19 protein-coding genes and 4 pseudogenes are annotated in these 25,513 nt (G+C 59.4%); 11 read left to right on the top strand and 12 right to left on the bottom strand.

What is annotated here, in order from left to right:
• Positions 1-3: 3 nt before the first annotated feature.
• On the bottom strand, positions 4-1,116 hold the full coding sequence (locus ABIC50_RS05955; RefSeq protein ID WP_175760002.1) for an ATP-binding protein: 1,113 nt from the start codon (positions 1,114-1,116) through the stop codon (positions 4-6).
• Entirely contained in the window at positions 1,100-3,865 is a 2,766-nt protein-coding gene (locus ABIC50_RS05950) for an integrase catalytic domain-containing protein (RefSeq protein ID WP_175760004.1), read from the bottom strand. Before ABIC50_RS05950 ends, ABIC50_RS05955 begins: the two co-directional genes overlap by 17 nt.
• A gap of 233 nt (positions 3,866-4,098) precedes the next feature.
• Here ABIC50_RS05950 and ABIC50_RS05945 point away from each other — a divergent pair, with 233 nt between their 5' ends.
• From ABIC50_RS05945 to ABIC50_RS05935, 3 genes and pseudogenes are all read left to right on the top strand, one after another.
• Entirely contained in the window at positions 4,099-4,488 is a 390-nt protein-coding gene (locus ABIC50_RS05945; protein ID WP_175760006.1) for a hypothetical protein, read from the top strand.
• Positions 4,489-5,398: 910 nt separating this feature from the next.
• Complete coding sequence (locus ABIC50_RS05940; RefSeq protein WP_228909682.1) at positions 5,399-6,082, top strand: hypothetical protein; 684 nt, start codon at positions 5,399-5,401, stop codon at positions 6,080-6,082.
• A gap of 1,407 nt (positions 6,083-7,489) precedes the next feature.
• Positions 7,490-8,523, top strand: a pseudogene (locus ABIC50_RS05935) (PDDEXK nuclease domain-containing protein).
• 906 nt (positions 8,524-9,429) lie between these two features.
• Here ABIC50_RS05935 and tkt read toward each other — a convergent pair.
• Positions 9,430-11,507, bottom strand: a pseudogene (gene tkt, locus ABIC50_RS05930) (transketolase).
• A 93-nt stretch (positions 11,508-11,600) separates the two neighbouring features.
• Complete coding sequence (locus ABIC50_RS05925) at positions 11,601-12,386, bottom strand: PRC-barrel domain-containing protein (protein WP_175739188.1); 786 nt, start codon at positions 12,384-12,386, stop codon at positions 11,601-11,603.
• Positions 12,387-12,991: 605 nt separating this feature from the next.
• Between ABIC50_RS05925 and ABIC50_RS05920 the strand changes: the two genes are divergently transcribed.
• Complete coding sequence (locus ABIC50_RS05920) at positions 12,992-13,276, top strand: hypothetical protein (RefSeq protein WP_244109834.1); 285 nt, start codon at positions 12,992-12,994, stop codon at positions 13,274-13,276.
• A gap of 406 nt (positions 13,277-13,682) precedes the next feature.
• Here ABIC50_RS05920 and ABIC50_RS05915 read toward each other — a convergent pair whose 3' ends face one another.
• The gene (locus tag ABIC50_RS05915) at positions 13,683-14,408 is read right to left on the bottom strand and encodes a Crp/Fnr family transcriptional regulator (RefSeq protein WP_175739440.1); all 726 of its coding nucleotides are present in this window, start codon (positions 14,406-14,408) and stop codon (positions 13,683-13,685) included.
• 470 nt (positions 14,409-14,878) lie between these two features.
• Positions 14,879-15,466: a BPSL1445 family SYLF domain-containing lipoprotein gene (locus ABIC50_RS05910; protein ID WP_175739438.1), complete on the bottom strand. Its 588-nt coding sequence runs from the start codon at positions 15,464-15,466 to the stop codon at positions 14,879-14,881.
• 429 nt (positions 15,467-15,895) lie between these two features.
• Here ABIC50_RS05910 and ABIC50_RS05905 point away from each other — a divergent pair, with 429 nt between their 5' ends.
• A complete protein-coding gene (locus ABIC50_RS05905) occupies positions 15,896-16,069 on the top strand; it encodes a hypothetical protein (protein WP_175739186.1) in 174 nt (57 codons plus the stop codon).
• 171 nt (positions 16,070-16,240) lie between these two features.
• On the opposite strand, the gene ABIC50_RS05900 is transcribed toward ABIC50_RS05905, so the two are convergent.
• From ABIC50_RS05900 to ABIC50_RS05875, 6 genes and pseudogenes are all read right to left on the bottom strand, one after another.
• Positions 16,241-16,792, bottom strand: coding sequence for a DUF1003 domain-containing protein (locus tag ABIC50_RS05900; protein ID WP_354162270.1), 552 nt, complete (start codon positions 16,790-16,792; stop codon positions 16,241-16,243).
• A 179-nt stretch (positions 16,793-16,971) separates the two neighbouring features.
• Complete coding sequence (locus ABIC50_RS05895; RefSeq protein ID WP_244109832.1) at positions 16,972-17,301, bottom strand: hypothetical protein; 330 nt, start codon at positions 17,299-17,301, stop codon at positions 16,972-16,974.
• Between the two features lie 142 nt (positions 17,302-17,443).
• Complete coding sequence (locus ABIC50_RS05890) at positions 17,444-17,791, bottom strand: Spy/CpxP family protein refolding chaperone (RefSeq protein WP_175739183.1); 348 nt, start codon at positions 17,789-17,791, stop codon at positions 17,444-17,446.
• 373 nt (positions 17,792-18,164) lie between these two features.
• Positions 18,165-20,141: an AI-2E family transporter gene (locus tag ABIC50_RS05885; RefSeq protein WP_354162267.1), complete on the bottom strand. Its 1,977-nt coding sequence runs from the start codon at positions 20,139-20,141 to the stop codon at positions 18,165-18,167.
• Positions 20,142-20,293: 152 nt separating this feature from the next.
• Complete coding sequence (locus tag ABIC50_RS05880; protein WP_175742614.1) at positions 20,294-20,479, bottom strand: hypothetical protein; 186 nt, start codon at positions 20,477-20,479, stop codon at positions 20,294-20,296.
• Positions 20,480-20,833: 354 nt separating this feature from the next.
• Positions 20,834-21,408 (bottom strand): annotated as a pseudogene (locus ABIC50_RS05875) (IS5 family transposase); the annotation flags it as partial.
• Between the two features lie 311 nt (positions 21,409-21,719).
• On the opposite strand from ABIC50_RS05875, the gene ABIC50_RS05870 reads away from it, so the two are divergent.
• The 6 genes and pseudogenes from ABIC50_RS05870 (at position 21,720) to ABIC50_RS05845 (ending at position 25,235) form a co-directional block, all read left to right on the top strand.
• Positions 21,720-21,875: a DUF3309 family protein gene (locus ABIC50_RS05870; RefSeq protein ID WP_175742612.1), complete on the top strand. Its 156-nt coding sequence runs from the start codon at positions 21,720-21,722 to the stop codon at positions 21,873-21,875.
• A gap of 99 nt (positions 21,876-21,974) precedes the next feature.
• Positions 21,975-22,181: pseudogene (locus ABIC50_RS05865) on the top strand (hypothetical protein); the annotation flags it as partial.
• Positions 22,182-22,218: 37 nt separating this feature from the next.
• Positions 22,219-22,665, top strand: coding sequence for a hypothetical protein (locus tag ABIC50_RS05860; RefSeq protein WP_175742610.1), 447 nt, complete (start codon positions 22,219-22,221; stop codon positions 22,663-22,665).
• 751 nt (positions 22,666-23,416) lie between these two features.
• The gene (locus tag ABIC50_RS05855) at positions 23,417-24,040 is read left to right on the top strand and encodes a BON domain-containing protein (protein WP_354162264.1); all 624 of its coding nucleotides are present in this window, start codon (positions 23,417-23,419) and stop codon (positions 24,038-24,040) included.
• Between the two features lie 408 nt (positions 24,041-24,448).
• Entirely contained in the window at positions 24,449-24,919 is a 471-nt protein-coding gene (locus ABIC50_RS05850; protein ID WP_175742606.1) for a PRC-barrel domain-containing protein, read from the top strand.
• A 142-nt stretch (positions 24,920-25,061) separates the two neighbouring features.
• Complete coding sequence (locus tag ABIC50_RS05845; protein WP_006749231.1) at positions 25,062-25,235, top strand: CsbD family protein; 174 nt, start codon at positions 25,062-25,064, stop codon at positions 25,233-25,235.
• Positions 25,236-25,513 lie beyond the last annotated feature (278 nt).

The raw sequence follows: 25,513 nt of genomic DNA, 5'->3' as shown, positions 1-25,513 counted from the left end.
CCTTCATGCGACGTCTCGGCCTGGGGAGCGCACGCCCGGGCGATTTTTTTTGCCTCGGGCTTTCATTGATGGATTGCTGTCGAGAAACGCAGGCAGGTTGGAGTACTCGCGCCCTTCGATGAGTCGATATCCCTCTAAAATTTCATCGATGAGGATCTTAAGCTGCAGGCGACGGAAGTAATTGCGTCGAAGCATGCCGATCGTAATAGTCTTTTTCGCTTCGCTGATGGCGACGTTCACCGTGGCGTCGAGGATATCCTTCAGAAGACCAATGCACCCGAGTGATTGCTCAAATAGCTCAGCGCTGTACGACGTAAGCGGAAAAGGTTCGCTAAAGGGAAGATGGTCCTGAAAGGTGGAAAGCGCCTCGGCGAACCCCTTGAGGCTGTGGTCGCGATAAGGTTCGAAGTGGACGATTTGACTTCTGCGCGCAAGTTGGCCACTCTTGGTCGCAAGTTTGTAGAGGTCATAAGCCCCAGTCAGAATCAATCTTGTTTTGTTTTTATTGATAATTGTTTTCAAAACGTTGGCTTGACGTTTTGAATCTGACGCTTTCGGGCCCGCCAAGATGTTGGATGCTTCATCGATCGCAACCACTGACGGTTTGCGCTGATCGAGCGCGACACGAAATCGGGCCCGTAGCGATCGGGAGGTCGGGTGACTGCGAGACTCAACCATTGGCACGTCGATCAACCGGCCATCAAGCGTACGCGTGACCATTGGCAACGTTGCGTCGATCAGCGGTACGTGGAGTGCATCGAGTATCGCTTCATCAAGTTCGTACCAGTCGAAGCGATCAGAGCGCGATCCTTCGGCTTCCACCATAATCGCGGGAATGGTTTGAGTATCATCCGGAAAATTTTGGAAATAGGTTTTAATGAGACTTTGAATGATATATTCACAGGCGACCGACTTGCCAACCCCCGCGGGGCCGGTGAGGATGATCATCCTTCTGTCGTTACCGTTATTGATGCGTCGCATCAGTTCGTCGATTGTCTCCGTAAGCTTTGGGTGCCTAATTCTGAGGTCGCAAAAATAAGCCGACCTGAATTCAGGCGAGGCGTTGGCGAGCATGTCCTTGCTGATACCAGTTGTCGTGCTAGAGTTCGTGTCCACGGAAATTCTCCTTTTTCAACTCTTCAAAAATGTGAGAGAATTTTTGTTTGAGCTCCTCCTCGGTGTTGACATCTTCGTCGGTGAGTGGATCGACAGTCTTGTCCGTCTCAAATGGTATTGAAACGATGGGTTCATCTGGAATTCGTGCGTCCCGACTGTTGATTCGATTTGTCAATGAGGCAAGTTGCTCGGCACTATCTTGTTGAGATTCTTCTACGTAACGCTGAAGGGTTAAATATTCGTCATTTAAGCTGCGCCGTTTATAATCGGATAACTTGTCAAGTGAGCCAAATTTGGTAGAGTAAAGTGGGAACCATTCGTGATTGACGAGCGCATACGCGATATCCGGATAGAGGAGATGCGGTTTGACAACAACCTCCAGGCCATCGAATTCGCGTTTTTCAAGGCGTGGGTTGCGGTAATATTGATAATTCACCCAGATCCCGCGTTGACAATCTATTTTTCGTGTGCGTCCTCGAACCGATGGGAAGGCGACGGGAATCATGTCGGCCTCACGTCTGAGGCGATGGAGCCGGCGACCGCTTGCAGCGAGGCCAATTTCGAATCGCGATGCTGGGCTAACCAGCAGGGCCGGATGCCGAGTGGTGTCATAGATCGAGAAAAAGAATTCGGACAATCCTTCGTATATGTCCTCGAGGGTGAGCCTTGCGAGATTTTCTGGATCACTCTGCGGTGTAATTTCCCGCACATTTCGGAGGAGCTTGGTGTTACCCCAGAGATTGTAGATAAATTCGGATTGGGTGGTGCCGAACATCCGCTCAAGTACGCTCCCTGCTCGTGGTGCCGATTTTGGTCGCATCAGAATATCGATGCGGAGAAAAGCGCAAAGTTGTTCGAAGTCGATTGAGCCAAGATCCGAACCGCCATCGATGACGATCTGGTCAGGCACTCTTCCATATCGTCGAATCATATCAAACAAAGCGCACATGCAACTTCGATATCTTGGATTTCGGAGTGAGATATGGAATCCGAGAATCCGACGACTGAAGGCGCATATTATGAGTGTTAACCATGGTCGACCGAGTTCTTCACCTGTCAACTTCGAAATGACAATAATTTCAAGCTCTGTATGGTCTATGTGGGTTATTTGCATCGGGTAATCGCCATGGGTTGGCGTGTTGCGTTCCAACACCCAATAAAATGGTGCCTCCTGATAAGCTGCCTTGTGGCCACGGCGCTTCCCAATCGAGTGGCAGGTCAGAATCTTTTTAATCCTTTTTAGAAATGTGTTCTTGGATACCACGCGAAGACCGGCTAATTCTAGTGCCGCTCGTATCGATCCGTAGGTATTCCATTTACTTGGGCCGATGAGCGTTTCGTAGTGCTCTTGGATCGCTTTTTGAATGATGTCATCAGTCCCGCTGTCAACTTTTGACGTGTGATTGCCGCGCAGATGCCATCGGGGGAGGAACGCTATCAGGGGATCCTGCCCGCGGCTTACCGCATCGGATTCCCTGCGCGCGTAACTGCGCCACGTACGATCCGAATATTTCTGAACGTCAGCCGATCGCTCGCCATCTTTCCATTTTTCATACAGGTTGAGCATATCCGATGCATGCTGAACCGCTTTGGGGGTCGCATACCGCAATGGGCTGTCCAGCACAAGCGGATCGACGACGGATTCACACGCGCCGTCGGGAACCAGCAGCCCGGAGCGATATTTCTGTGCCACCAGCTCATGCGTCATTTCGAACGGATCACCGTTCTCGGGCTTGATGATCAGGTGCAAATTACTGCTTGCGATGATCGTGAAGCTGGCCCCTGCGTAGTAGAGCTGGTGTCCCGGGCGGAACAATTCTGGACTCCACCCTTGTCCGAACGACCGGGGTCGATTCGAGAAGTGATCGCGGTAGTAGAGATCGCGGGCCGCGGCGTCACGAAAGAGTAGAAATTCGCTCACATCTTGAACAAATGATCGGTCGAAGTCGGCGACCACAAGGCTGTGCGCCAATGCCAAATAAATCTGGTCTCGATTGACGTCGCGCTTCGCGCCGAGGAGTTCCTGTAGCGTGCAGACCCCATTGCGCGACACATATTCCAGAACGAACTTGAGATCCGTGTCGCTCCGATGGGGTTGCGACCAGAGATAACTTTTGAGGAATTCCCGATTTCGATGACCTGTTCCGGCAAGCTCGTCGGAACAGCGCAGCCGATATTGCAAACCCAGCTCGGCAGCGGCGTGTTCGGCAGGCGCGCATCGGATCTGACGATCGACCTGGGTGTAGAGGCCAGGGGCATGTTTCAAGAGATTTTGACGTAGCTGCGGGGATACCCAGTCGTCCACGAAAAATCCTTGCGGGCCAAACCATAAAAACTGCGGGTAGTGGTTTCGGCGAATCGTCCGGTTCGAGCGCGACCGGTACGCCAAATTCAATTCGAATGGTCGATCCAAGTATCCGGACACGGAATCGTCGAACATGTAGTGAAGGACCGCCGGACGCTCAACCGTTCGATTGGCCGCTTGAATGACGAGCCCCATCTTGGGACACGCGCCGATTTCAGGCGAACTCTTCAAGGTCGGTTCCACACGTCGCGTGGGTTCTATAAAGGCTCGCTCGATCATCGATTGCGTGAGCTGTGGAATGTTATGGCGGGCGAAGAGACGAGGGAGTTCGTCTCTGTCAAAGGGAATCATTTCGTACTCCTGCTTCAGCGGCGTACCGTTCGCCAAAAAGCGCGTGCGGAAATAGCACTGAAATCTTGGAAACAGCGAGGTATCGGCGTCCACTCGGCCAACGGCCGTCAGACACCCTCCGATACCCCGCATTGGTGCCGGAGCGGAGCAAGGGAACAAAACGAGGCTAGGGTTGACAGCGTGACCGCAACCGCTAGAATGGAGTTACTCACACGTAACACCGGAACAAATTGTATGTTCCCCAAAAGCCTGGATGCGTCAACATCCGGGCTTTTTCTTTTCCGGGGTGAACAAGAGGCTATGTCGTCATTGGGGATTCCTATTTGATGTCGTGGGGTCTGTCGATGCGCGCGACCTGGACGCCGATTGTCGCCGACACAGGCGACATGCGATCGTTGCCACTCACTGAACGAGCGGGCTATGCGGCCAATTCCGTTCTGCACACTGACCGCCGAGACCAGATCGGCAGGCCGCGATTCCGGATACCGCTGGTGTACCGCTGCGAACGACGATCGGCGGTGAACTACAACGGGTCCCGCGCAAACCTGTCGATGCGCTCCGGGTACAAGAACCCGGTCTTCATGGGGCACGACGTTCGGAGGAAGGGCGTGCCTACGTCGCTGGCGCGCAATGGGATTAGGTATCTGCGTATCAACGTACTGAATGAAATTGAGTTAGTCAAATTTCGTTATGAATTCGGCTGGCATACTTCTTGAAGCGAAGTTGCGAAATGAATAATGTGAGAGTATTGAATTTTAATGGTGGGTGCGATTAATTGATATCTTTTTTTGAAAACTTGTGGTTTGGATTGGGGGTGATTTTTTGCGATTTTCGCTGGTGGAGGAGGGGCGAAGTGGGACAGAATGTTTGCAAGCGAAGGAATCGGACTGCGCGGTGTGGCTTTATGGGGACGTCTTTGAAGTGAGTGCATCCGGGTGACGCCATTTAAGTGAGTTGAAATATTTTGAATGTGGACGTGCTTATTGCCTATTCGCCCGTAAGTTTATAGATTCCGGAGGATCGAATGCATGCCAGTAAGAATTCGTGCGAAAAGGTGGATGGCCATTTCCTCACAGGAAGCGAAGTCATGCGTCGGCCTCCGCGCGGACATTCACCAAATTTTGCGTGAGAGAGGACGGTGCGTCGCCGATTGCGCTGCATTCTGGCAACCCGTGCTCCTGCCACTTCGACGACGCTGCCGTCCGTGGTGACGCCCAGCGGCAGTCGGCCAATAGTATGATGATTTACTAAATCTCTTGCGTGCTACGAGCATCATCTAGTGTTGCGGGCCGCTGGCGCGGATTTTTAGCGAATCGGGCGCGGCGCGATTCGTCGGTGACTGGTGAAGGTCACGCGGCGGAGCGGCTGACTGCTTTGTGAGATCGCTTGCGCTCATGCCACTTGCTTTTCGCGAGTCCGCTGGATGTCGGCGCCGTGAGTGGTGGGCGTCGTCATTAATGGTCACAATATGAGCTAAATGGTTACTACACTAGTCTGATTGGAAAAATAACCAAATTGCTCGATTGGTAGTTATGGCAATCATGGAAGGGTGTGCGACCAACGTACTCGGGCAGGAAATCGGCAAGTTTCGTCGGTTAGATTGCGAAATTGACGACAAGGAATAGAATGACGGCAATGTCGCAACAAGGTGAGGTCGCCATGATCAGCGTTCGTGACAAGCCGACCACGGATAAGCAAACCTCGGATTTCGAACTGCGCGTGTCTTTGCCTGCCGGGCTCAATCCGGCCATCGTGGCGTCCTTGCAGCGGGGGATTGAGGATTTGGTGGCGCTCGTCCTGACCCGTCCGTCGTTCAATCAAAGCATTCTCGACCGTGCGGACGATCTCGCCGCCGCGTTCATCCGCTTGGTGGCACCGGACACCTCCTTGATCGAGGAGCGGATCCGGCGCCGGGAAACCATGCGCCTGGTGTTCGAGCGAGGAGACTGGCTCGCGGCCGAGCAGATCAATGCACTGCAAGTCGCGCCGCCCGCCAACAAGGCTCAGCCTGCGAGCGATTGGAAACGGCGTGGTCGGATCTTTGGTGTGACCTTCGGCGGAAAGGAATACTTTCCAGGCTATCAGTTCGACGCGATGTGCCAGCCGCTGCCGGTCATCAAGGCAATTCTGGAGGCACTTAGGCCGGTGAGCGATACTTGGCAGATTGCGGCCTGGTTCCACTTCCCGAATGGATGGATCGCGGGCACCGGCGAGCGTGAGGGACAGCCTGTTGCGCCTTTGGATGCCCTTGATCGGCGTGACGACATTGTCGATGCCGCGCGGCGCCTACATGGTGAGTACGTTGCCTGATGGCTGGTCTGTCCGCCTCGGGGCGTGGCAGAAGCTTTCATGGAGGTGTCGATTACCCGAGAGAACGTCACCGCTGTACGCATCCGGATGGCACGACGACAGCTGATTTCGTGCAGAGCTGGGGGAATGCGCGGTTTGCACCCCTTGCCCTGCCGGACGGAGCGCCGCCCAAACGCGGAATGGCGAGAAGCCGTTCGAGTGCGCGATCATCGAATCGCTGTTCCGCGATGTGCCGCTCAACCCGCCCGGTGCCGTGTACCTGGACAAGTTCCTGCCCCTCCGGATCATAACGACCGCTCTCCCGATCCACGGGCCGCGATATCGTTGATGTCACTGTCGTTCGGAAGCGTCGCTGTTGGCGGATCAACCCGTGCAGCTCGGTGCCGTCACTTACCATATGTGCTCGCATAGATCGTCAGGGAAGCTCGAAGCCGGTTAACCCCTGCTGGGGCGACCAGTCGATGTTGATGAGGAAGTCCAGTCCTCGAGACAGGCCCGAAGGCGGACCTCTCAGGGTTAAAGGGTACGGCATATACCCTGAAACGGCTGCGATGTGCGTATGCGAACTCGCAGTCGCCGAAGCCCTTGATCTGCGGGAGGAGCGCCACTTAGCGAACTCGCGATCGTAGCCGCGCACCGCACCTTGCGGACCGATACGATTTGGCGAAATCGTGTACTGCTGGTTGGGCCAGCATGCTTCGGCGAGCACAGCGAGCGCGGTCGTTCAGAGCGAGTCTCCGAAGGCAGTGGCAGGCAGTGCGAGACATATGCATTCTCCATTGCCCAGTGGGCGGAGCGCGTAAGCATTTGTTTCGTTTACACGGGGCACAGATGGTCTGGTGGCGGAGCGTGTGGCGAACCGGCCGATAGGGGACGCTCGCGCTCAGACCGACCAACGTGCGTGCAATTTGGCGGGTCGAAAAATCGACGGAATTCAAAGTGCGGGGGGACTCAGATGAACTGAAGGGGGCGATAGTAAGGACTATGTTACCCTTCATTTCGGGACATCGGGGAAGCCCTCGCATTCATGGCACTCCCCAGAGGCGATTGAGCGCTCCCACTTCGGCGATCGAAAATCGGTGGCGTCAGCGTTTCGGTGCCTCCGTATTTCTGGCGCGGGTGACGACGTGCCGGTGGGCGGGTTCATTGGGCATTGCGCCGCACGTGGGTCTGGAGGTCCTTCGATCCGGGCGGGGCTGCTTTGTCTTAGGGGGCTGAAGTTCAATTGCGAGCCCCCGCATTTGGTACGCTGACAGGCGAGGACTTCGGCGGGGAGGTGGCTGAATTCTCTCCGCGGTGCGGAGAGAATTGGGGGAACGCCCGGTAGGGTTCCGCAGTTGCCGTGAATCCGGTAACGTGGCCACTGCTGGCGCGCCCCAGCCCACCGATTCCTCCATTCCTGACAAGATGACCGAACTCGTCCCCGCATCCCTATTGACCGACCTCCGCCGCATGATTGATTCGGCGCGCGCCCAAGCGGCGGCGGCCGTCAATGCTGAACTGACCCTACTTATTGGCAGGTTGGTTGTCGCATTCGGGATGATGTGCTGGGCGGTGAGCGCGCGGGCTACGGACAACAGATCCTCCCGGCGCTCGCCCGGCAGCTGAGAGTCGAATACGGCCGGGGTTGGAGCGAGCAGCAATTGCGCCACTGCATCCGCGCGGCCGAAGTGTTTCCGGACGAGTCAATTCTCTCCGCACTGCGGAGAGAATTGAGCTGGACCCATCTGAAGATGTTGATGTACGTCGAAGACCCGCTCAAGCGCGACTTCTACATTGAACTCTGTCGCCTGGAGCGCTGGTCGTCGCGGCAGTTGCAGGAGCGGATGCAGTCGATGCTGTTCGAGCGCAGCGCGCTGTCGCGGCAACCCGACGAAGTGATCCGGCGCGAAGTGGCGCACCTGCGCGACGCTCAGCAGATGACGCCTGACCTCGTGCTGAAAGATCCGTACATACTCGACTTTCTTGGCCTCAACGATCACTACCTCGAGCGCGATCTCGAGGATGCGATCCTGCGCGAGATGGAACAGTTCCTACTGGAGCTCGGAGCGGGCTTCACGTTCGTCGCGCGCCAAAAGCGGTTGCCAATCGACGACGACGACTTCTATCTCGACCTGTTGTTCTACAACCGCAAGCTCAAGCGTCTTGTTGCCATCGAACTGAAGCTCGGTTCCTTCAAGGCAGAGTACAAGAGTCAGATGGAGTTGTACTTGCGATGGCTCGCGAAGCACGAACAGGAGCCCGATGAGGCCCCGCCGATCGACATCATCTTGTGTGCGGGGAAAAAGCAAGAGCAGATTGAATTGCTTGAACTCGGCAAAAGCGGCATCCACGTCGCTGAGTACCTCACGGTGCTACCGCCACGCGAGACGTTGCAGGCGAAGCTGCACCAATCGATTGCAGCGGCACGCGCCCGACTTGATGATAGACGCGAGTCGTGATGACAGTGCCTTGTCGTCGAGATTCGCGCATAGCGAAGGTTAGCGCGCACCGACGTCCTCGGCATTCCTTATGCGTCGCTCGAGATCGGGCTGCTGCACCCGAGTCAGCGGCGCCAGTACAGCCCACTGTTTCGTCACTGCTGCGGCTGCATCGCGCGCGGCTACCATAGCGTGGTTCACCAGATGCTGAAATTCAACACCTGTCCGGCGCGTTATCGGCAGTTGGAAACTGCGTGCCGCCGCTGCGGCTACGAGGCCCCCTACATCGTGAATGTCCGCCTGCTCGAGTCGCCGTATCGATGCGCGCTCTGTGGTGGCAGTTACGGAGGCGGCGGTTGGTCGCCAGACAAGGCTCGTCCGATGAAGTCTACGTACCGCGAGGCGTTGACGCGACGCTATTACGAACGTCACCTGGGATAAGGCGCAGATCCGCAAGTTGCACGCGCGATCAACGATCATCTGTTCAAACCTGAGAGTTGTACATCGCGTGGCTGCGACTGCTAGCGCTGAGGGAATTGACGCCGGTCTTCGCGACACCACGCGCGGTGACGAATTTATTTCTCGGTATGCAAGTCTATGATTTCTTGGAAATTTTCCGATTCTGCGTCGTTGTCGATCTCTGAATTGACATTTTTTCTTCGCAAACGTTGACAACTTTGCTTCGGTCTACGCCAGGTCGAGTGCGAGCGCCGCCGTTTGCGGAGCGCCATGTTCGAAAATGGTCGAGTAACGCGGTGCCGTTGGCGAGGTCGACGGAATCGTGTCGATGCGCACGATTGAAGCGAAACGCTCACGTGGCGCGCATCGTGTCCGATGCGCAGTCGATGGTCGACGCGGTGCTCGAAGCCGGTACGCGCCGTGCCGGCGGCGGCCCGAGCGCCTGATATGCGCACCGGCGCCCGCGGATCACGCGTGCAGTTTCAGCGCGCGGTCGCAGACGTTCTCGACGGTGAAGCCGAAATCGCGCATCAGATCGGCGCCCGGGGACGACGCCCCGAAGCATGCGACGCCGAGCACGTCGCCACGATCGCCGACATAGCGGTGCCAGCCTTGCGACACGCCCGCTTCGATCGCCAGCCGCGCACCGACCGACGGCGGCAGCACGGCGTCCTGATACGGCTGCGGCTGAGCGTCGAATAATCTCCAGCAGGGCAGCGACACGACCCGAACCGCCACGCCGCGCGCGAGCAGCTCGGCGTGCGCCGCCAGCGCGAGCCCGACTTCCGAGCCCGTCGCGATCAGGATCAGCGTGGGTCGTCCATCGGGGGCATCGGCCAGCACGTAGCCGCCGCGCTGCAAGCCTTCGGCCGGCGCGAACCGGAGGCGATCGATGGTCGGCACGTCCTGGCGAGTCAGGACCAGCGCGGTCGGCCGCTCGCGGGCTTCGAGCGCCACACGCCACGCGACGGCCGTCTCGTTGGCATCCGCCGGTCGAATCACCAGCAGGCCCGGGATTGCGCGCAGGCCGGCGAGCTGCTCTACCGGCTGATGCGTCGCGCCGTCCTCGCCGACGGCTAGGCTGTCGTGCGTGAACACATAGATCACCTGCAGGCGCATCAACGCGGCGAGCCGGATCGGCGGACGCATGTAGTCGGAAAAGATCAGGAAGGTCGCGCCGAACGGCAGGATGCCGCCGTGGGCCGCCAGGCCGTTCAGGATCGCGCCCATCGCATGCTCGCGCACGCCGAAATGCAGATTGCGGCCGCTGCGCGGCTCCAGCCGCCGCCGTCGGAACCTTGCCGGTCGAGCGCGTTCATGCCGGCGGCCTCGAAATCGCCGTGCCCGGTCAGCGCGGTGAAGGTGGAGGGATTCAGATCGGCGGAGCCGCCGACCAGCGAAGGGACGCGGGAGGCGAGGGCATTCAGCACCCTGCCGGAGGCAACCCGCGTCGCAATGCCTTTCGGATCGGCCGGAAAGACCGGGATATCGCGGTCCCACCTGTCGGGCAGCGTGCCGCGCGCCGTATTCACCAGCATCTCCGCCAACTCGGGAAACGCACGCGCATAGGCTGCGAACCGCGCGTTCCAGTGCTCTTCCCGTACTAGTCCCTCCGTCAGCGCGCGACGAAAATGCGCGAGCGCCGGTGCGGGGATATGAAACGCGGGATCGGGCGGCCAGCCGAGGTTGTGCTTGGTCAGGCGCACCTCGGCGTCGCCGAGCGGCGATCCGTGTGCCTGGTGCGTGTCTTGCCGGTTGGGCGAGCCATAGCCGAGATGCGTGCGCACGAGGATCAACGATGGACGCAACTGCTCGGCACGTGCGTTGACCAGCGCCGCGTCGATGGCGGCCAGGTCGTTGCCGTCGTCGACCGTTTCGGTATGCCAGCCGTAGGCGTCGAACCGTCGCGCGCGATCTTCGGTAAAGGTGATCGCGGTGCCGGCGGACAGCGTGACCCGATTGTCGTCGTACAGGCAGATCAGCTTGCCGAGCTGCAGATGGCCGGCAAGCGATGCCGCCTCTGCCGCGACGCCTTCCATCAAGTCGCCATCGCTGACGAGTGCGTAGGTGTGGTGATCCACAATCTCGAAGCCGGGACGGTTGTAGCGCGCGGCGAGCTGCGCTTCCGCTATCGCCATGCCGACGGCGTTGGCGAAGCCCTGGCCGAGCGGGCCGGTCGTCGTCTCGACACCCGGCGTGAGGCCGCGCTCCGGATGACCGGGCGTGAGGCTGCCCGATTGTCGGAAGCGCTCGATCTGGTCGAGTGCCAGATCGTAGCCAGTCAGGTGAAGCAAGCTGTACAATAGCATGGAACCATGTCCGGCCGACAGGATGAAGCGATCGCGATCGAGCCATGCGGGATTGGCGGGGTGATGCTTGAGATGGCGCGTCCATAACGCATAGGCCATCGGCGCGGCGCCGAGCGGCAAGCCCGGATGGCCGCTCGCCGCTTTCTGCACGGCATCGATCGACAGGAAGCGCAGCGTATTGACACAGAGCGCATCGAGTGTCGAATCTTCGGTCGACGGGAAACAGGTTGAGGTCATGCAGATGCTCCTAGGCGTCCGGTCACGCCATATCCCGCACGGGATCGGGTTGCGTTGGCTGTCGATTGCGCGGGCCTGCGTTATCAGTCTCCGTTATCGGTCTCCGTTCCAATATCCGTGCTTGCCGTAGAACTCATGCAACTCGATTTCGTAGCTTCGATGAACGAGCTGCGAGTCGTCGTATAGAGGGCTCCGGCGGATAGCATCGCGCGTGAGCGTGGTCGATACCGTTTTCGTCGACCAGTCCACCTGGTCGAGCCAATGAGTCGCGATCAGCACTTCCTTGCCGGTCGACCACCAGCTCGACGTGTCGATCGCCAGATAGCGGATCACCCACGCTTCATCGTCGTAAATGAAGTCGGACACGTGACCGATATGCCCGTCCGTGGCTTCGAGCCGATATCCGTCGACCTCGCCGGTGCTGCGCAGATGCGTATCCGCCGGTGCGCTGGCCGGCTCGGTGTGCGAGAAAAGCGGGTCGCCTGCTTCAGGGTCCTGCGACGGCCCCGCGGGATCGAAAGCCGGGTACGCGCCCATCCCCCAAAGGTTCGGGCCGCCCCAGTAGGTCGGGTAGTTGTAGTACCGCAGGTACTCGATCTCGTGCTGGCGCGATACCGGCTTGTGCGTGTCCAGATTCGGGCTGTCTCTCACCTGCTGTTGCGTGAGGCTGACGTATAGCGTGCGCGTTTCGGGATCGGCATGCGTGACGGAATACGGCGAGATCAGTACCTGCCTGTCGTGCAGCCAGTCCCCCGTCTCGACGACGAGGTAACGGATGCACCAGTTGTCGTCGTCGAAGTAAGCCTGATGGATGCGCCCGATATCGCCGTCCTTCGCTCGAATCGTGTCTCCATGCAACCTTCGGATGCTTCGCAACATGATGTCCTCGCCAGATCTATGCCCGGCACGTCGGTGATTCTGCTGACATGCCTGCCGTGCGGTGGCATCCAGCCGTTCGTCCGCCGATGCGGAACGATTCCTGCCGATCGCGTCCCCTCGGATGGCCGGCATGGTTGAAACGCTACACGCGACGAATTGCCGATGCGGTACGAAACCGTACAAAGCGCGCAAGGGGGGCGATCGGACGCCTCCCTCCCGGCATGTCGCGAGACATCCTCCCGAGCATCGTCATCAGGATCGCGAAGCAGTGTGGATCGCCCCTGTCGACGGGCTGCCGGGTAAACGGGGCGGCCGGATTCGGTTCGCGCCTCAACGCAGTCGCAGTGGTACGCACAGCGACAGGCTCGGCACCGGCGCCGGCACGTACACCATCGGAGGCGCGCCATAGGCATCCTCCTCGCCGCCGCAATAGCCGTTGCTTCCATACCGGTGAAGGTCGTAGTGGCGAGCGCCCGGATGCGTCATGCGCGCGTGATTGCCCTGGTCCCGACCTTGATTTCGACGTCATCGGCGTGCTCGTCTCGCCATGTCCGGCGTTTTGCAGCGAATCGCGCTCGTGCCGGCGGGATGTCCGAATCGCGTCTATGCTGGTTGTGACCGACGGCCTTATACGCGCGTGCCGTACCCACGCCGGACAGTCGAATCCGGGCCAGTCCGGTCTGATCATCAGCGCCATGGAGGCGGTTATGCGCAGCAGGTATCGGGAGCAGCATACGAACGGCGGGAAGAGCGAGCGCAATGTCGACGACGCGGTGGAGGGGACGTTCCCCGCCAGCGATCCGCCGTCGATCGGCGGTGTCACCAGGATGATTTCCAGACCGGCCCACCGAAAGCATGACCGGAGGTCGTCGCACATCAAGCACCGTTAGCGCAGGTTGCGCGGCGCGGGTCAGCGCCCTGAGTGACCGCGATCCATCGAGTCGTCGCCGGTATTCGGCGATATCGCTGGACGCCGGGGGTATCGATCGGAGCGAAGGCAAGACGATATTTCCGACGTGCCCCCAGGTATGGAACCGTACCGATTTCCGACGCCGGTGCGCGCAGCGTTTTATCGTGCGCCGAGGACCGTTTTCGATGTCGACACCGTGCACGAGATGAATATTCCCGGATCTTGTCCAAGGAGAAATTCATCCCCGTTGACGGCTCGTTCTTTGCAGGCCCGACTGACCTGTCAGATCGAGTTCCGGCCAATACATGTCGATCCGCCGCTTGCACGCCTTCGCAGGCGTCAAGGGCATCTGCGGCAAAGGCCGGTACGATGCGGCGCGGTAGCGGCTAGAGCCGCTTCAGATCGGGAAGCAGGCGGTCGAATTCACGTTTGGCCACGCTGTAGCATTCGCACACGTGTTTTTCGAGCCCCGGCCGATCCAGCACCTCGATATGGCCGTAGTTGTAGCGGATGAGGCCCGCGTCCTGCAGCTTCAATGCAGCTTCTGTCACGCCCGATCGGCGCACGCCCAGCATGTTGGCGATCAGCTCCTGCGTCATGCGCAGCTGGTTCGAAGGCAGGCGGTCGAGGCTGAGCAGCAGCCAGCGGCACAGTTGCTGATCGATCGAGTGATGCCGGTTGCACACCGCGGTCTGAGCCATCTGCGTGATGAGCGCCTGGGTATAGCGCAACAATAGGCGTTGCATCGCATTGCCGCGCCGGAATTCTTCTTTCAGAATGCGCGCGTCGAGCCGGTAGGCATGCCCCGCGCTTTGCACGACGGCCCGACTTGGTGTCGTCTCGCCGCCCATGAACAGCGATACGCCGATCATGCCTTCATGCCCGACGATCGCGATTTCGGCGGACGAGCCGTCCTCCATCACATAAAGCAGGGAAACGATCGACGTGGTCGGAAAAAAGACGTGATGAAGCTGGCCGCCCGACTCGTACAGCACTTTTCCCAGCGGCATCTCGACGAGCGTCAGGTGCGCAGCGACGTGCGCGCGTTCGTTTTCCGGCAGCGCGGCAAGCAGGTGATTTTCGGTAAGGGGCGGGTTGTCCCATGCATGCATGGCTCCTACGCTTGCGCTCGGCTGACGATGGAGAATCCGGCCGATGTGGGCGCAGGCGGGAATCGGCGAGAGGGTCAACCATCATACCTTCCCGATCCGATGACCAGACCGGATGGTGGCGGAAATATGTCCCTTTTTCCCGACGAGTTCGAAATGACCGTCCGAATGCGAATCACCCTTCGAAAATTATAGTGCCGGCACATGTCTCATCAAGGTGTGCGCAATCCCGCGCGCTCGATACGGAGCCGATATTTCGCGGCGCTATTGACGAGAAATCGAGGTGGCCAGGCCTACGCGGCGTCGACCACGGAATGATGCGAAGCGATGATTCGCGTGCGTTCGGTACGTTGGCGGACAAGCGCCGGGCACGGGCACGCCGACGTGCGGATCAGGCGAGTTCAGTTCAGATCTGCCACCGCACCGTTGAATCGCTGCGTTGGCCGACTTGCTCGCCCGGCCGGCTTCGAGCACTACAGCGTCGTCAGCTTCGTGATCTTCGTTCCCTCAAGCGTCACACCCGCCATCAACCCGCTGTTCGTCAGCACGAACGCTTCGATCGGCGCGGTCGCGGTGCTGGTGTCGACATTGCCGTTCGCGCCTACTTTCAGTACTGCCACCGATGCATCGCCGCCCACCGACCAGCCTTCGCTGCTACGGAACCGGTCAAGCGCGTCCTGGGTCATGAACAGGAAAATGATGGCTTTCGATTGCGCGCCGATCTGCAGCCCGATCGAGCCGGTCGTGGTGCTGTAGTAGCAGACCGTGTTGCCGGCAACGCGCAGCGAGCCTTCGCCGTATTGGCCGCCAATCCAGAAGCCGGCCGCGATGACCGACGGGAACACCAGCACGCCGCGCGCCTTGCCGACGAGTTCATGCGAGCCGTTGGCGCTGGAGTAAAGACGCGCGAGGGTCGAGTCGACACCTGCGTCGATAGTGTGGCGCTTGTCGATCTGGTGGCCGCTGGCATCGGATGTTCCGGTCATCGTGCAACCTGAAACCGCGAGGGAAATGGCAAGGATGGATCCCGGCGTCCCCCACAGAAATGTTCTTCGCAGCATCATCGTCTCCTGGTTGTTCGTGGAGCTTTCGAAGCTACGCCAGGCCGGCCGCGGACGCGGTACGACAGCGTACGAAGACGCGACATCAGCGGCCCGTGTCTCGCTCAGCTTCGCAGCACGTGCGTGTTCTATGGGTTGCGGACTCAACCCGTCGATGCCGCGCAGCCGGTCCGGCAACGTATGCAAAATTAAATTGCGGAGATTCACGATGGCGACCCGGATCTTGCACCTGTCCGCCTCCACAACCGTCTTTCACCGTACAGACACGCAATCTCGTTGAAATGAGGATGTTTCCTGCAACCATCCATTCGTGCGTGATCTTTTCCCGAACATCGACGTGGTTCACATCAGCGGTGAATGATTCCGTCATTCGTCCCTGGTCGATCGAACGAAGCACCGCACTCGAACGCGATTGGCAAGGAGAGCAACATGCGTACGTCCATTTATGTCTGTCTTGCGGCTATTGCGACCGTGCTTGCGGGATGCCTTTGGGTATACCCGGCGACGGCTACCGTGGTGATCGAAACGGGGGGTATGGCGGCGCGTATGGCGGTGGTCACGAAAGTGGATGGAATCGAGGCGACACGTCCCGCGATCACATGAATCGTTCCTGGCATCCCGATGACCAGGGGGCGCATAGGCCGGGGCAACGGGAAGGATGGTAAGTCGGCTGCTGTCATCACATGAAAATGGCCGGTCAGCGTCCTTCCGGCACGCGTCGTCGTGATTCGATCGCGTCGTTTCGCGAAGCGGGCGACCCTGATGCCCCGTCGCCTACGTCCTGCCAGACTCGAGCAGGTTCTTCAGCGCCGCCATCTGTTCCTTCTGCATGTTCAACAATTCATTCCATTGCTCCTCGCGCAACCCGTCCAGCTTTTCATGGAGCAACATGATCTCGAGTTCGGCCTTCAGATTGATTTCGTAGTCATGCTCGGCAGAGACCCGATCCTTGTATGACTGCCGGTTCTGCGCCATCAGGATAATGGGTGCCTGGATAGCTGCCAGCATCGAGAGAAACAGGTTGAGCAAGATATACGGGTAAGGATCAAAGGCTTTGCTGTACGTTGCCAGACTCAGCGAATTCAGGCTGACCCAGACGACCATGACGACAATGAAGCACGTGATGAATATCCACGACCCGCCGAAGGCGGCAACGGCATCCGCTGCGCGCTGGCCGCGCGTCGCCGCTGCGTCCAGCTCTTTCGTGGCGTCTCTCGCTATGTGCTTTCGTTCCGAGACAAGACGTGCAACATTCTTCGTGCGCTCGTCCAATGATTCATATGGTATGCCAAAGAATTTTTCGGAAAGCTCCGCAGGTTTATGCATGTTGCGCCTCCGCGCGCGGTCGCACAATCAGAATAGAATTGAACCGCAGTAAGGTCATGACAAAAGGCTGGTTGCACAGCAATCGAGAAGCAAAGAAACCGAAAACAGCCCGAACAGCGGTCTCTCCCGGTTTCGTTGCCATCCGACCCAGCGGACAAAACCCCGTGCAATCTCGCACCCTATCGGAACTGAAGCGGTATGAACAGGCTGATGCCTGGCGTCGACTGAGGGGCATAGACCACAGGTGGTGGCGCATACACATAGTCCTGATTGTCGTAGTACTCGCCGCGACGGTAGTCATTGCCCGGATGTCGATAAGCCTGCCGATTGCCGTGATCCCACTGATGCCTGTGGTTCTGCAGATAACCGTTACCCATGCGATGGTGCTGTGGATGGTTTTCGTCACGCCAATAGCCATCGTTCGCGCCATACTGCTGTTGGCGCTCGTAATTGCCGTAGTCTGCGCCGAACGCCGGCGCCATAGACATGCCGCCGATAGCCAAGGCCAAGCTGACCGTCGTCGTGATACTTTGGTCATTATCGAGCCTATGAGCGCGGCGCGTACTTCTGGGGTTTTCATGATGTTCTCCTGTCCGAGATCTGGGACCTGCGTGCGGCACCGGTCTGCTTTCTGCCGCGGGTGTCTCGAGATCACCCCTTCTTTGCAGAGTGGTGATGGTCAGTCCGGAAAATCAGATTGGCATTCTTCTTCTGAGCGTCGGACATGCTGTCGTACAGCGTCTGAAACGCAGGAGTGAGCTTTCTGATGCCGTCCGCATGAGCGTCGGCGACCTGGCCGTAGGACTTGAGATCGTCGACCGCGCTCATGGTGTTGGCATGACTGGTTCGCGCCTGTCTGAGCGAGTCCATCGCGCCCGCATTGTCGCGCATGACCTGCGCGACCTTGTGCCAAAGTCCTTCCTGCGCCGCGGTGATCTGAAGCCTGTCGTGAAGGTTGTTGATGCGCGTCTCGATCCGGTCGTGGGTCGCAACGGTCATCGCGCTTGCAGGTGCTTGAGTGTGCGCGGGGGAGGCAGCGCTCGCAGGATTGGCGAGTGTCGTTATCGCGAGAAAAACCGCTATCGCGAGTGTCGGTGCAACTCGCGGTCAGAATGGCGGGGCAATGCGTCTCATGATCGATCTCCAAAGGAACTCGACGGACTCACGAGGGGATTGCCGTCATGCGGGCGAGTTCGATCGAATGGATCATCTGTGCGCTGGCTCCCGACCGACGTCTGTCCGGTGCCGGACGCTTGCGCGCGGGCGTTGCACGACTGAATCGAGGGAACAGCAAGTGACTCAACTCGAGGACTGGTGCCTGTGTTGCAAATGCAAGCACCCAAACGTCCTTGTCACCGTATGCCCGTTACGCTCAAACGGCGTCAGGCTTCGGTTCAGGGCCGAACGCGCTTGCCGTGCCGGTCGAGACAATGCATGCGTTGACCATGTCCCTGATCGAAGTGGCATAGTGATCGGCGCCGATCGCACTCTGGAGATCTTTGCCCCATGGATCGGTATCGCCTGCCGGCCAGAGGCCGACGACGATCAACGCGTCCGGCAAGCGTTGCCGCACGCGTCGCAAAAGGTAACGAAGGTGGGACGGGATTCCATTGATGCGGAGATAAAAAATACACACTGTTGTCACTGCGGTGACGTCCAGACCGTCGATCCGGATGCGCGAGGCCGCGTCATGGTTGACCACCCGGCAATCGAGATCGTGCTTGCCGAGAAGCTGGACGAGAATGGCCGATGCCAGCTCGTCGAGGGGCCCCCGGCCTGCTATGCAAAGGACCTGATTGTCGGCATGCCGAACCGGGGGCGCTTCGATGCTCGGCGAAGAAGCATTCGAAGCCGATTGGCCCGATGCTTTTTGTCCGGCAGCAGGCGGAGCCAGTGCGTCCCAGTCGGGCGCTGCTGCGTCGACAGCCGGATCAGCATCCGCGAAGCCATCCAGGCCCTCGATGAGGTCGCTGACCGTGGTCTCGATTCGCGCCAGTTGTGCCGGCGATACGCCGCCACGCGAGACGTCGTCGGCCGCAAGCTGCAAACCCTTGAGGACGATTTCATCGTAATAGGAAGAGAGCGGCCGGTCGCGAAGCAGTATCCTGGCTTGCTCTATTGCGTCATCCGGGTCGCCGGCGAGCGCTCGCTGGTAAAAGTTTTCGACCGGAGTCAGCGCGGGCTGGTCGCCAAGCAGCACGTCGAGAAATTCGAGCCGCGTAACGTGGCGACCGAGGACCAGCAGGCAAAGTGTCAGCGGAGTGGACAGAATGAGCCCAATTGGCCCCCATATCCAGCTCCAGAAAATCGCAGCTACGACGACCGAAAATGGGGAAAGGCCAGTGCTATGGCCGTACAGCAGCGGCTCGACGACCTGACCGACCAGCAACTCGACGATCAGGAAAAGCACCAGCGACCAGATCGCCATCGACCACTCCGGACTGACGGCCGCGGCGAGCGCGGTAGCCAGAATGGCGGAGATCCAGATTCCGACGTAGGGAACAAGACGCAACAGCGCGGCCAGAATCCCCCACAGCACTGGGCCCGGTACGCCAATAATGGACAGCCCGATCCCGATTACGATGCCCACGCCTGCGTTTACGCCGAGTTGCGAAACGAAATATCGGCTGAGGCGTCGCGCGGCTTCGTCCATTGCGGTGGTGGTCCGATGGAGATCTCGCGAACCAAACAACCGGATAGCGCGGTCCCGAAGATCGTCGCGCTGCAACAGAATGACGATGGTGACGACAAATACGATGAAAGCCGTCTCGAGCGGACGGACGACGGGGGATAGTACGCGCCGTGCAAGCTGGAATGGTGTCTGGGATGGCTCGCGCACCTCGACGGGAAGCACCGCGGGCTGTTGGACGCCGGACGCGGATGGCGCCGATTTGCGCGTCGCTTGCGGCTGATCCACGGTTGCTCGTTGAAGCGCCTGGCCCGCGGCACCCGCCAGCCGGTTCAATTTTTCAACCGTGAGTCCATGCACGGCGGAGATCTTGTTGTCGATACTTGCCTGATAGCGGGGGATGCCAACGGCGAGATCCGTGATTTGGGCGGCGATCACTCCCCCAAGGACCACGATCACCGAGAGCGACATCGTCACCGCAAGGAGAACCGAGACCACATGGCCAAGCTTGATGCGGCCAAGAAGATTGGCCAGCGGAGCGACCAGGAAGCTGAGCAGAATCGCGAGCGTGACCGGGATCAGGATCTCGCGCGCAAAATAGAGGGCCGCGACGACCGTGACGCCAACGGCAAGCGTAATTAAACCCTGCACGCCGGGTGTTTCAGGAGGCTCGATGCGCGCCGCTGGTCTCGCGGGGCGCGATTCCTTGAAATCGAACATGACGGCTAATGCCCTCGATATCGTCCATTCTGGTGGGTGCTTTCGGACCGGTGCGGATGCGTCCACATGCAAGCCGAAAAACTCGACGTGCCGACCCCATTGGCGATCAGCCGGTCGATTCAGGTACTGTGACGGGCAATCGGCGCGTTGCGTCAGCGATTGCTCTCGTGCATGTCATGTGGTGCGGCGTGGCGATGGTGATGAAAGTAAACACGGCGCGGCGGAGCGCGCACATCATGGTGCCCATGATTGTCGCGATAGGGTTGTTCTGCAAAGGTAAGGCTTGATATTGCAGCGGTCGCCAAGCGCGCAGCGGCTAGAACGATTGCCTTCTTCATGGATTTCCCCAGTGAGGTGGGTGACGGGCGGTGCGTATCGAACGTGCCAAAACGAGCATTTCGAGGCGTACGGCATACGTTGCTCACAACGAGGATTGAAGTCGGTACGGTGCCGTACCCGGCTTCGGGCAGTCTCCCTTCTCGTCATCGTGGCGGCAGCCTGACCTGCGATTCCAATCAAGCTGTGCCAACGACACAGTCATGCCCAGGGTACTCTGGCGACGCGTGGTGTCGAATTCACTGCGGTATTGCCGCGGGAAATTGAGTTCGATACCTAACTGGTCAACTGCTCACCATACCGGATACGGTGATCGCGCCGCGCGATGCTGGTGGGGCTGATTCACTCGTGAACGATTTGTCGTGGTCGCAACCACGATCGACATAAACGCGGGCCGGACGGCTCAGAGGCCGTCCACGCATGCCGCCGATCGGAACGATGGCCTCGATCAGCGGAATCAGTTGGGTGACGTCGTTACGATTGGCGCCGGTCAGGATTGCCCCTGTCGCCGTTCGGTTGGCGTCGGAGCCGATGAGGTGCTTCGAACCGGGTCGCGTTCGATCGGTGGGAGGGCCAGTTTGTCGCCCGTCCCAACCGCACGAATCGGCGATGAGTCAACGAGCACGCGGGAGAAGTGGATCTTCTCGGCCGCGCGCAGCTTCGCCAGCAACACTGAGTTCAGTTGGTTCCACACGCCGGCTTGCTGCCAATCGCGTAGCCTGCGCCAACAACTCACGCCCGAGCCGCATCCCATTTCGGACGGTAAATCGCGCCGGCGAAGGCCCGTCTTCAGCACAAACAGGATGCCTGTCAACGCCGCGCGGTCCGCGACTGGCTTGCGCCCGGGATACTTGATGCGGCGCGGCTTGGGCGGAGGTAGCAGTGGTTCGATTAGCGCCCTCATTCCGTTATCGATGATTGGCTCGCCCATCTCCTCGGCCCGTCTGTCACGACGGTCACGGCTAACAGAATGCTGAAAAAGTGAAGGACACTGTTCAAACCGGTTGGTTCTTTTTGAAACCGTCTCTAAGGAGATCTCGATGTCCTCCACCGTACCGACTGCGAGGCGAATCAATGTCAGTTTCACTTTGCCGGGAAGGTTTCTCAGACGCATCGCGGATGTTCAACGACATCAAATTGAACTTTGCGGAAAGACCTTGTGCAACGCCTGGAAGATTCAGGGTCCCTGGTGCGCGAGCGGCGACGGGTTCATCGAAACACGGAGTAGAAAGGAGAAGGTCCATGTTGGGAACAATATTGATCGTCGTGCTGATACTCGTATTGATCGGTGCGATACCGACCTGGTCGCACAGCCGTTCGTGGGGCTATATGCCCAGCGGCTTGCTCGGCGTGGTGCTGATCGTCGTGATTGTGCTGGTCCTGCTGGATCGGATATAGACACGAGATTCCTGTCGGTAAAGGCCCCTTCGTGGATCATCGTTGCCGTACCGCTGCGTCTCGAAACGGGCGACCGGCGCGCATCCGTAACACCGGGTAGGCGCGCTTCAGTTGTGGGCGATGAACATCGCCCATGAAACGACGAAGGCGCGCGGCGCGACGATCCTGATCCTGAGGTCGAAGATAGACAACCTGAATCCGGCGCTCGCGCTTGCGGTTGCCTGGTATGACGCGGCAAGCGCCGCCTTGCGCAGATCGCCCGCAATCGATCCCGACGCAAGGCGGCGGGGCAGGTGGCACGGGTAACGAGCATGGCGGACTTATCAGGTTCGCGCAAACTGTGATGAGAAAAACCCTCCTCAATATGCTGGCCGCATTCTTCGCAGGCGGAGTCGGGCTTGCCCCGGCGCCGAGCCACGCCTATGCGCTGGACGCGCAGTTCGACTGCAAAACCGACGCGCACGCATTCATCGTGCGCCTGTTCAGTCACGGCTATATCGATCGCGAGCCGATGCGGGTCGAACAGAATTCGGTCAACGCGTTCCGGCCTACCCGCAACGCCGCGCTCACGGTGTTTGGCTTCAACGTCTATGCCGTGTTCGCCTATGCGCAGTATGACGCGCTGTTCAGACCGGGGACCGGCCAACCTCTGCCGGGGTCGATTTACGGCGTCGTCGTCAAGGCGCCGATCGAATCGGTCGAAGCGCATTCTCGGCTTGCAGGCAGCAAGGCTGTCGCGCATCAGGTCATTCCATTCATCCTCACTGCCGTCGTTTGTGCAAGGCCTTGAGACTAGCGCCGCGCAACCCGCGCTAACGGTGCTTGATGTGCGACGGCTTGCGTTGATGCTTTCGACGGACCGGTTTGGAAATCATCCTGGTGACGCCGCCTATCGACGGCGGACCGCTGGCGGGAAACGTCCCTTCGACCGCCTCGTCGACATTGCGTTCGCCCCTGTCGCCGTTCATCTGCTGCCCTCGGTGCCTGTTACGCGTCACTCCTCGATGGAGGATGACTGTCAGACCTGGTTGCGCCCGAATTCGCCCGGCCGCGCATAGGCGCTCAGCCAGCGTGTCGTGCCGCCGGGCACGGATCAGCATATGCCCGATCGAAAAGTCACACCGAGAGTGCGATCGAGATCCATCACAAGATCCAGGACGTCGCGAGACGAGAACGTTCGCGGCGTCGCGTCGCCGACCGGCCGGCGGTGATCGCGACGCATCCGGGTGGCGCGAGCAGTCGCGCATGGCCGGCCCGAGCGAATACAGAGGCCGCTCCGGTTCCGCGCGCCACGCGCGCGAGCAAACTGTCCGGCATCGGACAGACTGAGCCCGTACATCCCGCGCATAACTACCCGACCGGGCCGAGATTGGCGGGCAATGATGCGATTCTGTCGTCAGGAGATCCGCGAAGATTTCGCCGCCCACCAACGGGCTGCGGCATCGTTGCACATCCGATGCCGATTGAACCGTACGTTTCGATACCGGGATCGCGCACGTTGTTCAGATCAAGTCGTTCATATGACGCATTGGAGAAAGCGAATGAAAAGAATCTTGTTGAGTCATACGTCGATTCGCACCGCACTGATTGCGATCGGGCTGGTGGCCGGGTTGGGCATCGGCACGACCTGCTTCGCCACAGGCGACAGTTCGATATCCAAAACTGCCAGCAACGTCGGCACCACGATCGATGACACCGCTATCACGGCGAAGGTTAAAGCCAAGCTGATGGGTGAAGAGGGTCTCGGAAAATCCGATATCAGCGTCACCACCATCGACGGCGTGGTCACCCTCGACGGGGTGGCAAGCAGCTTGCATGCGAAGTCGGTGGCCGAATCGGCGGCCCGGTCGGTCGACGGGGTTCAGCGTGTCAGTGACAACCTCGAGGTGCCGACGGGTGCTGGCTCACTGGCCGAACATGGCGCCGTCGCGAAGACGGAGCGCGCGGTGTCCGATAGCTGGATCACCACCAAGGTGAAATCAAAGATTCTTTCGGACAGCTTCAGCAAGGGCTTCGATGTGAGCGTGATGACGACACACGGCGTGGTGACGCTGAAAGGCTCCTTGGCAAGCCAGCATGCGATCGATCACATCAAGAATATTGCCCGAAGCGTGAAGGGCGTCAGGCATGTGAATACCGGGGAGCTCGTTGTCGCGGGGAAATAGGTCTCCGGAGCAAGTTCGCTCTCCATCCTCAATGTCCTGAATCTCCCGCGTGAACGGCGGGCGCGCAACGGATAAGCGGCGAGATGCGATGCCTGTACGACACGTAACCGTCGGCATTATGTGTACCTGACGCCATCACGGCCGCGGCAGCTGGCGAATTCTGATGCCGTCGTCAACGACAGGTCTGCGAACCGGGCGGAGGGGCAACGACTGCTCCGGTAGCGCATGCCGCTGCGGAAAGGCTGCTTGAACGTAACACTCGACTTTGCCCGCGTAGTGGCGGGCATTGGGCAGGCGACGCGAACGGCGGTCATGCGATGCATATCGCGTGACCGGTGTGTGTGCCGTCCATTGCGGCGAGCCGGCGATCCGCGCAGGCGTCCCGCGAAACGTACCCAGGAGGGAATCATGACGATACCAGACCAGACCCATCGGCCATCGACCAGCGATACAGGTGCCTCGATTGTCGGCAGCGGGACCGGCGAGGGACCAGGCCCCAACGTGATGGAGGCCGATACGCTCAAGGGCAATAAGCTCTTCACGTCTGACCGGGTGGAGATCGGGAAGATTTCAGACATCATGCTGGACGTACGCAGCGGTCGGATCGCCTATGCCGTGCTGTCAAGCGGGGGCTTTCTCGGCATCGGCGGCAAACTTTACGCCATCCCGTGGAATGCGCTGACCCTGGATACGGACGAAAAATGCTTCCGGCTCGACGTTACCGCGGACCACGTAAAAAATGCCCCCGCGTTCGACAAGGACCATTGGCCCTCGATGGCGGATGAGCAGTGGGGGTCGTCGCTTCATCAGTTCTACAATCGGCAGCCGTACTGGCTGGCGACGCGCGACGTTGTCACGAATCGTCCGCCGGAACACTGAAGCGCACTCGCCAAGCCGGGCGAACGATCTGGATAACAGAGGATTTTCATCAAATACCGATCCATCGGTCGGACCGTGTCATCACCTGACGGCAGAAGGTCGCTGCGTCATCCACGAACCAGTTACGTATTGGAGCTCTACCATGAACAAGGATCAAGTCAAGGGAACTGCGGAAAAGGTAAAAGGCAAGGTGAATGAAGCCATCGGCCGGGCCACGCACAACACGAAACAGGAAGTCAAAGGCGATCTCCAGCAAGCGGCCGGCCAGGCCCGAAAGAATCTTGGCGACGCGAAGGAATCTGTCAAAAAAACCTGATTGAACACGAAGGCGTCACGGGGGGGGCCATTCCCCCTCGCACCGTGCTTCACGCAACGGGTTACATCTAACTGGCATGGGGTCGGCGGTGTGCGATCGGACATCGCGACGCGAATCGGAAGAATGAAAATAGAAGCCCGTGGCTCGACAACGGCAGCGGGACCAGGCACCACTCGCGAATGTGCCTTGTCGACGAGCGCCGCATGCCCCATTGACGCAGCCGGCCGGCGGTCACGGTCACTTGGATTCGTATACCTAGCGTGGGATGCCCGCAAGCG

Source organism: Burkholderia sp. 567 (assembly GCF_040545115.1).
In the GTDB taxonomy this organism is placed as follows: Bacteria; Pseudomonadota; Gammaproteobacteria; order Burkholderiales; family Burkholderiaceae; genus Burkholderia; species Burkholderia ambifaria.
This window is presented reverse-complemented; position numbering and strand designations above follow the sequence as displayed.